General features: G+C 67.2%; 7 protein-coding genes. 4 read left to right on the top strand and 3 right to left on the bottom strand.

What is annotated here, in order from left to right; translation table 11 throughout:
- Positions 1-571 precede the first annotated feature (571 nt).
- Complete coding sequence (gene rpsD, locus ACFPN9_RS11875) at positions 572-1,189, bottom strand: 30S ribosomal protein S4 (RefSeq protein WP_066734351.1); 618 nt, start codon at positions 1,187-1,189, stop codon at positions 572-574.
- A 456-nt stretch (positions 1,190-1,645) separates the two neighbouring features.
- Between rpsD and ACFPN9_RS11870 the strand changes: the two genes are divergently transcribed.
- From ACFPN9_RS11870 to ACFPN9_RS11860, 3 genes are all read left to right on the top strand, one after another.
- On the top strand, positions 1,646-2,785 hold the full coding sequence (locus ACFPN9_RS11870; RefSeq protein WP_197431926.1) for a dipeptidase: 1,140 nt from the start codon (positions 1,646-1,648) through the stop codon (positions 2,783-2,785).
- A 185-nt stretch (positions 2,786-2,970) separates the two neighbouring features.
- Positions 2,971-3,789, top strand: coding sequence for an RNA methyltransferase (locus tag ACFPN9_RS11865; protein WP_067253916.1), 819 nt, complete (start codon positions 2,971-2,973; stop codon positions 3,787-3,789).
- A 19-nt stretch (positions 3,790-3,808) separates the two neighbouring features.
- Positions 3,809-4,231, top strand: a complete 423-nt coding sequence (locus ACFPN9_RS11860) for a DUF2267 domain-containing protein (protein ID WP_066735327.1) — start codon at positions 3,809-3,811, stop codon at positions 4,229-4,231.
- A gap of 71 nt (positions 4,232-4,302) precedes the next feature.
- Here the strand turns inward: ACFPN9_RS11860 and ACFPN9_RS11855 are convergent, their stop codons facing one another.
- Entirely contained in the window at positions 4,303-6,594 is a 2,292-nt protein-coding gene (locus ACFPN9_RS11855) for a TonB-dependent hemoglobin/transferrin/lactoferrin family receptor (protein ID WP_082735430.1), read from the bottom strand.
- A gap of 400 nt (positions 6,595-6,994) precedes the next feature.
- Here ACFPN9_RS11855 and ACFPN9_RS11850 point away from each other — a divergent pair, with 400 nt between their 5' ends.
- Positions 6,995-8,272: a flavin monoamine oxidase family protein gene (locus ACFPN9_RS11850; RefSeq protein ID WP_245282359.1), complete on the top strand. Its 1,278-nt coding sequence runs from the start codon at positions 6,995-6,997 to the stop codon at positions 8,270-8,272.
- A 7-nt stretch (positions 8,273-8,279) separates the two neighbouring features.
- Here the strand turns inward: ACFPN9_RS11850 and ACFPN9_RS11845 are convergent, their stop codons facing one another.
- Complete coding sequence (locus ACFPN9_RS11845; protein ID WP_066735323.1) at positions 8,280-9,206, bottom strand: bifunctional helix-turn-helix transcriptional regulator/GNAT family N-acetyltransferase; 927 nt, start codon at positions 9,204-9,206, stop codon at positions 8,280-8,282.
- Between the last annotated feature and the right edge of the window lie 118 nt (positions 9,207-9,324).

Below are 9,324 nucleotides of genomic sequence, written 5' to 3'. Positions count from 1 at the left end.
TCGCGACATGGCTGCCGGCCTCCATCCGGCAGTCACTCTGAATCACTTCGCGCCTGATTTGGGAATCCCTCCCGATTCAATCAGGTCGGGTTCCGCTCTAGTCGTAGGTCAGACGATGCGTTAGATTACACGACGTGTGGCGAGCTTGCGCAGATCATTACCGGAAACTGGGCGGTCTTTGGCGCGTTATTTACTAGTAAATCTGCTGTTGAAAGAGTTCTAACTAACTTAAACGCCATCAGAAATCCTATCGCTCATTGCTGCGCAATGGGCGACGATGAGGAAATCCGCCTGCGGCTGGCTGTCCGTGACTGGTTTCGCTGCATGGAAGTCGCCCGCTGACGCCAAAGATCACTGCATTCTCCTACGCCTAACCGCCATCAGGATCTTTGTAGGTACCGCGCGGCGGGGAAGCGGCACTTGTTGATTTGCAGAGTAAGATGAGCTGGAGCAGAGGCTCGACAGCCAAGCCAAAGTGCCCCAAAGCCCCCCAACAAAAAAGGGGACGGCGATTGCTCGCCATCCCCCGGAATGCTCCGGCGAGCGGGCTTTGCGGCCCGCCTCCGTTCGATCAGCGCGAGTAGAACTCGATGACCAGGTTCGGTTCCATCTGCACCGCATAGGGCACGTCCGTCAGCGTCGGCGTGCGGGTGTAGGTGGCGGTCGACTTGCCGTGGTCGACGTCCAGATAATCCGGCACGTCGCGCTCGGCGAGCTGGGCCGATTCGAGCACGATGGCGAGCTGGCGCGAGCTCTCCTTGACCGCGACGACGTCACCCGGCTTGACCTGGTAGGACGCGATGTTGACGCGCTTGCCGTTGACCGTGATGTGGCCATGGTTGACGAACTGACGGGCGGCGAAGACCGTCGGCACGAACTTGGCGCGGTAGATCACGGCATCCAGGCGGCGCTCGAGCAGGCCGATCAGGTTCTCGCCCGAGTCGCCCTTCAGGCGGATCGCCTCGGCGTAGTAGCGGCGGAACTGCTTCTCGGAGATCGAGCCGTAATAGCCCTTCAGCTTCTGCTTGGCGCGCAGCTGCGTGCCGAAGTCGGACGGCTTGCCCTTGCGGCGCTGGCCGTGCTGGCCGGGGCCGTATTCGCGGCGGTTGACCGGAGACTTCGGGCGGCCCCAGATGTTCTGACCGAGACGGCGGTCAATCTTGTATTTCGCCTCATGGCGCTTCGACATATCGCGTGTCCTCGTGAGTTCGCGAGTTGAGGACCGCGCCCTCCTGCTCTCCCGCATGGGGCGGGAGCGACAGATCCGGCTTCCGAAGACAACGGATCACGGGTGCGGAAAAAGCCACGCGGGCCTTTTGGGCCCGCGCGACGCCGGCTTAGAACCATGTGGGGCCGAGTTTGTCAAACCCCAGGGGCGGTCGGGGCTGTCTTCTCGCCACCTCCAGCTTCAATCGTGCGTCATCCTGGACTTCGCGCAGCGAAGGCCGGGATCCATCGGAGGGCGTCGAGGCCTCCGATGGATCCCGGTCGACCTGCGGTCGCCCAGGATGACGGGGAGGTGGTGGGTAGGCTGGGAGCGGGCCCGTCAATTCCTATACATGGCGCCCCTGCGCGCGGTGGCCTCGCGCGGGGGCTTGCGACCTGCCACGATCCGGCCCGCTCGATTCCGACTGAAGGTACCGCCATGGCCCTCGCCACACCGCCCGTCCAGGACAATGCCTATGCCGCCGCGCTCGCGCTGCTCGACCGCGCGCCGCTGATCGACGGGCATAACGACCTGCCTTACGTCATCCGGCTCGACCGCACGGCGAAGGGCGATGTCGGCCTCTACGACCTGACCAAGGTCCATGAGAAGGGCGACACCGACATCCCGCGCATGCAGGCGGGCAAGCTCGCGGCGCAGTTCTTCGCGGCCTATGTCCCGCCCAAGCAGCGCAACCCGGCCGGCTTCGCACTCGCGCAGATCGCGCTGATGCGCGACATCCTCAAGCGCCATGCCGACGTGTTCCGACCGGGATTGAGCGCCGCCGATGTGCTCGCGGCCAAGGCGGAGGGGCGGATCGCGCTGTTCATGACGATCGAGAACGGCACGGCGCTGGACGGCGAGCTCGACGCACTCGACGCCTATTTCGACCTCGGCGTGCGGCTGATGACGCTCTGCCACAACGACAGCCATGACTGGTGCGATTCCGCCACCGACGCGCCCCGCAACAACGGGCTCAGCGCCTTCGGCCAGCAGGTGATCGGCAGGATGAACCGGCTCGGCATGGTCGTCGACCTCGCCCATGTCTCGCCCAAGGTGATGCACGACACGCTCGACGTGACGCGGGCGCCCGTCGTCTGGTCGCATTCCAACGCTTTTTCGCTCTGCGACCATCCGCGCAACGTCCCTGACGACGTGCTCGACCGCGTCGCGGGCAATGGCGGCGTGGTGATGGCGACCTTCGTGCCGGACTTCATCAGCCAGGCCTCGCGCGACTGGCACCGCCCGGCAAAGGACCAGTACGGCAAGAGCCCCGAGGGGATCGACCATGTGAAGGTCGAGGCCGATCTCGCCGCCAAGGCGGGGCCGAAGCCGAAGGCGACGCTAACGCAGTATTGCGACCATCTCGACTATCTGGCCAAGCGCATCGGCCACGACCATGTCGGCATCGGTTCGGATTTCTTCGGCTGGATCAACCCCGACGGGCTGGAGGATACCAGCGTCTTCCCGGCGCTGGTGGCGGAGCTGATCCGGCGCGGTTGGTCGGAAGGCGATCTCGAAAAGCTTGCCGGCGGCAACACGCTGCGGGTGCTGCGGGCGGTCGAGGCGGCGGCGGGCTAAGGACGTCAGCGTACCGTCATGGTCGGGCTTGTCCCGACCATCCACGTCTTCCTTCGTCGCGGGCAGTGTTCAAGACGTGGATGCTCGCCACAAGGGCGAGCATGACGGTTCAGGCTTGACCCTGTGCCTCCTTGGGGCGATTCCCCGGTCGCTCCCGCGCTCCGCGGGCGACGACGAGACAGAGCATGACCGGTTCCGGTACCGACCGCACGCGCCCCCCCGTCACGGCTCCGGCCCCGGTCATCATCCTGGTCGAGCCGCAGATGGCCGAGAATATCGGCATGTGCGCGCGGGCGATGGCGAATTTCGGCCTCTCCGAGATGCGGCTGGTGGCGCCGCGCGACGGCTGGCCGAGCGGCGGGGGGCTGAAAAAGGGCGCGACCTCGGCGGCCTCGGGCGCGACGCATATCCTGGAGAACGCCAGGCTCTTCCCGAGCGCGGCGGAGGCGATCGCGGATCTGAACTTCGTGCTGGCGACGACGGCGCGCGAGCGCGGCCAGATGAAGCGCGTGGTCACGCCGGCCGAGGCGATGCCGCCGCTGGCGCAGCGGATCGCAAGCAGCGAGCGCGTCGGCATCCTGTTCGGGCGCGAGCGGATCGGTCTCACCAACGAGGAGATCTCCTTTGCCGATGCGATCCTGACCTTCCCGGTCAATCCGGCCTTCGCCTCGCTCAACCTCGCCCAGGCGGTGCTGCTCGTCGGCTATGAATGGTTCAAGGCGACAAACGGCGAGCCGCCCTTCCGCGAGAACAACCCCTCGCCGCCGGCGACGCGGGCCACCGTCCTGTCCATGTTCGACTATCTCGAAGGCGAACTCGACCAGTGCGGCTTCTTCCCGCCCGGCAAGAAGCAGATCATGACCGCCAATCTGCGCGACATCCTGCATCGGCTGGAGATGACGGAGCAGGAGGCGCGGACACTGCGCGGCGTGTTCAAGTCGCTGACCGAGGGGCCGCGGCGGCGGGGGGCGCCGAAGGCGGGCGAGGACGGGCCGGGGGCCTGACCGCCGCAGGAGAGCGACGATGCCCGTGCCGATGGAATACCGCCTCGCCTCACAGGATTTCGAGCGCTTCCTGGCCGAGGTCGCGGAGGCCACGGGACTCGCCACGCGCAACCAGGCCTATACGACGACGCAAGCGGTGCTGCTGGCCTTCCGGCGGCGGCTCGACGTGACGCAGGCCATCGCCTTCGCGCAGGTGCTGCCGGCGATGCTGCGCGCGCTCTTCGTGATGGACTGGGACCCGCAGGAGCCACGCGTCACGGGCTGGGACCGCGCCGCGATGACCGAGGAGGTGCGCCGCCTGCGCATCGACCACAACTTCTCGCCCGAGAGCGCGATCGCCGATGTGGCGCGGGTGCTGCGCGGCCATGTCGATGCGGCCGCCTTCGCGCGGTGTCTCGCCACCTTGTCGCCGGAGGCGCAGGCGTTCTGGGCGGCCGGATAGGGCTCCAACGACAACGGCCGGCCCCGAAGGGCCGGCCGGCGACGTGTCCCGGGTCTCGAAACGCAGGCTCGTCAGAACTGGTACTTCATCGTCGCCTTCACCGTGCGGCCGGGCTCGGTGTAGTAGTCGCGGGCCTGGGCGAGGACGCCGGTGGGCACGTTGACCGCGTCCCAGTATTTGCGGTCGAAGATGTTGTAGACGCCGATCTGGAGCTCAAGGTCGGCGATCTGCGGCAGCGGCTTCCACCAGGCGGTGGCGTTGAAGATCGCATAGCCCGGCGCCTTGAAGCCCTGGGTCGCGCCGGTGGTGGCGGCGACGTCGTTGCGGGCGGAGGCGAGCTTGGTCGAAACCTCGGCGCCCCAGCGCTCCGTGCCATAGGCGATGGCCACGATGCCCTGCATCGGCGGGATCGAGTTCAGATAGGTGTTGTCGTCCTTGTTCTTGCCGCGGGTGTAGGCGAAGGAGCCGCGCACCAGCCAGTTCTCGGCGAAGGCGTATTGCATGTTCGCCTCGAAGCCCTGGATCTCGGCCCGCGTGATGTTGCGGAAGCTGGTGATGCCGCCCTGCGGGTAGAGCCCGCCGACGCCCGGCGCCTGGGTTTGCACCTGCTCGATGAAGTTGCGGTAGTTGGTGTGGAAATAGGTGAACGAGCCGCCGAAGGCCTTGTCGCCGAAGCGGACGCCGACATCGATGCCGTTGCCGGTCTCGGGGCGCAGATCGGCGTTGCCGGTGCGCAGATAGGTCGTCGGCGAGCCGAAGCGGCCATAGAGTTCGTTGGCGGTCGGGGCGCGGAAGGTCTTGGCCCATTGCGCGAAGACGGTGACGTCCTTGAACCAGGGCGTATCCTTCAGCACCTCGTATTCGAGGCGGATGCGCGGCGACCAGGCCGAGTCGCTCGAGGCGGCGGGCAGGCCGGTCGGGCGCGAGGCGCTGTTGGTATAGGCCGGCGTGTATTGCGGCTTCTCCTCATACCAGTCGTAGCGCAGGCCGGGGGTGATGCGCAGGCGGTTCTGCAGCAGGCCGATCTCGTCCTGGATGTAGAAGCCGGCGAGGCGCCCGTCGACCTTGGGCTGCTCGGACTGGTTGGTGGGGATGTTGTTGCAGGTCGTGAAGGCGCCCGTGTAGATGCCGGTCGCCGGACGGGTGGGGCAGGCGTCGGAGCCGGCGCTGTACTGCTCCAGGCTCGACATGCGCAGCTCGGTGCCGGCGATGACCTTGTGCGTCAGCATCCCGGTGTTGAAGTTCTTGATGACGTGGCCGTTGAAGCCGTAGGCGGTCTCTTCGTTCTCGTTGTCCCGGGCATAGAGCCCGACGATGCTGGTGTAGCGATAGGCGTTGGTCAGGTCGTTGCGCTTCAGCCGCTGCCAATAGGCGACGGCATGGGCCTCGTCGAAGAAGGAGCCCGGCATCTTGTAGTCGTAGCTCAGCGAGACGCGGTCGCGCTGGACGTCCTCGCCGGTGCGATAGGCGCCGGGCCGGTAGTTGCCGGTGAGCGAGACCGAGTTGTCGCGGTTGTCGATCCGGTCCGAGCGCTTGAAGGTCTCGGCGGTCAGGCCGAAGCGATGCGCCTGGTCGTTGGAGTACTGATAGATCTTGGCGAGGAAACTGTACTGGTCGAAGTCGCGCGGGTTCGGCGCGGTGCGGGCGGCGCCGATCGTCTTGACCGTGCCGCCGCTGTCGGTCTCGTGGCCGTTGCGGAAGCCGCCCTGGATCAAGGCCCAGGTGTTGTTGAAGCGCGCCGCGGCGGCGGCGCTGCCGAAGACGGCCTGGTCGGCGCTGTCGAAGCCGGTCTTGGCAAGGGCGCCATAGCTGCGGCCGTTGCGGATGAGGTCCTCCGGATCGAGCGTGCGCACCGCCAGCACGCCGCCGAGCGAGCCGGCGCCGATCGTGCTGCCGCCGCTGGGGCCGCGCAGCAGGTCCAACGTCGAGAGCGAGTCGAAGTCGAAGGCCGTGCCGCCGCTGCGGTTGATCCGCGTGTCGATCAGGAAGGGCTGGCGGATGCCGTCCACCGTCGTCAGCACGCGCGCACCGTCGAGACCGCGAATGTTGAGGCTGTTGTTCTGGCGGTTGAAGGTGATGCCGGCCTCGACGCGGGTCGAGAGGTCGCTCAGGCTCTGGACCTGCTGGCGGTCGAGCTGCTCGCGTGTCGTGCGCGTCGTGGTCGGACCGGCGACGAGCGCCTGGCCCGGCGCGGCACCTTCGACGGTGATCTGGTCGAGCAGGACGGGCGCCTCGGCGGCAGAAGCGGGCGCCGTTGTGCGGCCGCGGTTTTGCTGTTGCGCGAGAACCGGCGTCGCCAGCAGCAGCGCCGCAAGCGTTCCCAGCGCGACACCCTCGCGCAACCTGACTGAAGAGATCTCCATCGCCTTTGACCCACCCTTGCCGACGCAGGCGGCCGGAGCCGTCGCGCGCGTTACGTTTAAAATGAATATAAACAAGGCCTTATACGCTCGATAAGGCTGTCTTCGGATATTGTCCGAGTCGAAGACTGTCAATCATCTGCCATCGAAAGCACATAATCCGATGCGACCAAGACACAGTCGTGAAATCGCTCCAATGAAATCTTCTTTTTACATTGTTCTAAAGAAAGGCCCCGGATCGCGCAGTGTGATGCTCATGCCCTCCCGATCTCGTGAACGGCTGTGCCACCGGGGCGGACATGTTCCTGTTGCAACGCAAGGGCAGGGTCCCAACATGAGCGTCTGAACCGGACGCTCCTCCGCCATGCTCGACCGCCGCACCATGTTGACAGGATCTGCCGCGATGGCGGCCGCGCTGACGTTGTCGCCGGGCCAGGGCCATGCCGCCGAGGCCGATGTGATCGTCATCGGCGCCGGCGCGGCCGGTATCGCCGCCGCTCATGACCTCAAGGCCGCGGGCCGCAAGGCCATCGTGCTGGAGGCGCGGAGCCGGGTCGGCGGACGGGCCTTTACCGATGCTTCGCTGGGGCCGGCCTATGACGCCGGCGCGATGTTCATCCACTGGGCCGAGCGCAACCCCTGGGTCCAGATCGCGCGCGATCTCGGCGTCGCGACCTCCGACGAAACCTGGGGCGGCGGATTTCGCGTCTTCGCGGGCGGTCAACCGATGGCCGATGCCGACCGGCAGCGGCGCCGCGGCGCCTTCGGGCAGATCGACCGGCGGCTGGAAACGGTCGATCTGACGAAGCGCGATCTCTCGATCCGCGATCTGCTGGGCGATCTCGGTCCGGATCTGGCGCCGATCGCCTCGTCCGGGCTCTTGCTCTCGATCGGCGAGGAGTCGGAGCGAATTTCGGCGCGCGACTATCAACGGCTGTGGGCGGGCGAGGATCTCCTCGTTCCATCGGGCTATGGCAACCTGGTTGCGCGGCACGGGGCCGGGCTCGACATCCGGCTCAACCAGCCTGTCAGCGAGATCCGCTGGGACGGGCCGGGCGTGAGCGTGACGACGCCGTCGGGCATGCTGCGGGCGCAGGCCTGCATCGTCACGGTGCCGGTCGGCGTGCTCAAGGCCGGTGCGATCCGCTTTACGCCCGCGCTACCGGCCCGCACCCGCGATGCCCTCGACGGGATCGGCATGGGGGCGCTGACCAAGATCGCGCTGAAGGTCGAGGGCAATCGCTTCGGCATTTCGCCGGGCACCAGCTTCCTGGAGGCCGGCTCGCCGAAGCGGCTGATGAATTTCGACCTGTTCCCGGACGACAAGGACCTGATCGTCGCCTTCTGCGGCGGCGATCACGCGCGTGAGTTGTCGCTGGCGGGGCCGGGCGCCGCGCGCGACCATCTGACGACGCTGCTGTCGGCGATGATCGGTTCCGACATCCGCAAGGCTGTGACCGGCATCTCCTTCCCGGCCTGGTGGACCGACCCGTTCTCGCGCGGCTCCTATTCGGTCTGTCTGCCGGGCCGGGAGGCGGCGCGTGAGCAGTTGGCCGAGCCGATCGGCGGGCGCCTCTTCATCGCCGGCGAGGCCACCGCCGGCGGCGGCGCCATGACCGTCGGCGGGGCGACGCTGGCTGGGCGCGCAGCGGCAGCGGCCGTGGCGCGGATCAAGGCCTGAGGCGCCGCTACAGCACCAGCTCCCAATTCTGGCCGACGAGGTCCTGGCCGAAGGAGTGGTGTTTCTCTTCGGCGATCAGCTTGAATCCCTCGGCGATGTAGATCGCGCGGGCCGCATGCAGGATGTCGTTGGTCCAGAGCTGCATGCGCCGGTAGCCGGCCGTCCGCGCGAAGCGGATCGCCTCGCGCACCAGTGCCTTGCCGAGGCCGAGCCCGCGCCCCGGCCGGTCGACGATGACCATGCGCAGCTTCGCGGTCTCGTCGCTCTCGCGCACCACGAAGGCCGAGCCGAGGATCTGCCCGTCACGCTCGGCGATTAGTCCCTGTTCCAGGCCGGGGCGGAATTCGCGCAGGAAGCCGGCCGCGATCTCGGCGACGAAGGCCTCGAATGCGATGTCCCAGCCATAATCCTCGGCATAGATCCGGCCATGGGCCGCGATCACCCAGCCGACATCTCCGGGGCGGTGAGGGCGGATGACGGGCGTCGGGCCCTGCGCTGCGAAGGCTCCCGAAAGCAGCGTCTCGGCTTCGGTCAGCGCCGCGACGAGTCGGGCGCGTCCCGGCTCGTCGAGCGCGCGCAGCCGATCGGCGGCCTCCGCCTGCGAAGCCTCGTCGAGCGGGCGGAAGACGGCGTGTCCGGCCTCGCTCAGGCGCAATGCGAGGGCGCGGCCATCGGCGGTCGAGCGCTCTCGCAGCAGCCAGCCTTCCGCGGCGAAACGTTTGAGGATGCGCGAGAGATAGGCGGGGTCGAGCCCGAGCGCCTTCGCCAGATCGCTGGCGCGCCAGCCGTCGCGCGTGGCGAGTTCATAGAGAAGGCGGGCTTCGGTCAGGGTGAAACCCGAGCCCAGCAGGCTGCCACCCAACGCGCCCACGAAGCGCGTATGGAAGCGGTTGAAGCGGCGCAGCGCCGAGACGGCATAGGCGAGATCGGACATGGCGGCCCCTCCGCCTTCCATCACATTCAGGATTATGGACTCAGTCAACTAAATTCACCGCAGCGCCTTTGCGGTTTCTTGACGGTCCCTTAACCGGGCTCTGGCGGAATCGCCGCCT

Source organism: Allobosea massiliensis, from assembly GCF_042655245.1.
GTDB classification, from domain to species: domain Bacteria; phylum Pseudomonadota; class Alphaproteobacteria; order Rhizobiales; family Beijerinckiaceae; genus Allobosea; species Allobosea massiliensis.
This window is presented reverse-complemented; position numbering and strand designations above follow the sequence as displayed.

Coding starts and splice junctions, on each gene's coding strand:
- rpsD (WP_066734351.1), bottom strand. CDS start 1,189: ATGTCGAAGCGCCATGAGGCGAAATACAAGATTGACCGCCGTCTCGGT.
- ACFPN9_RS11870 (WP_197431926.1), top strand. CDS start 1,646: ATGGCCCTCGCCACACCGCCCGTCCAGGACAATGCCTATGCCGCCGCG.
- ACFPN9_RS11865 (WP_067253916.1), top strand. CDS start 2,971: ATGACCGGTTCCGGTACCGACCGCACGCGCCCCCCCGTCACGGCTCCG.
- ACFPN9_RS11860 (WP_066735327.1), top strand. CDS start 3,809: ATGCCCGTGCCGATGGAATACCGCCTCGCCTCACAGGATTTCGAGCGC.
- ACFPN9_RS11855 (WP_082735430.1), bottom strand. CDS start 6,594: ATGGAGATCTCTTCAGTCAGGTTGCGCGAGGGTGTCGCGCTGGGAACG.
- ACFPN9_RS11850 (WP_245282359.1), top strand. CDS start 6,995: ATGGCGGCCGCGCTGACGTTGTCGCCGGGCCAGGGCCATGCCGCCGAG.
- ACFPN9_RS11845 (WP_066735323.1), bottom strand. CDS start 9,206: ATGTCCGATCTCGCCTATGCCGTCTCGGCGCTGCGCCGCTTCAACCGC.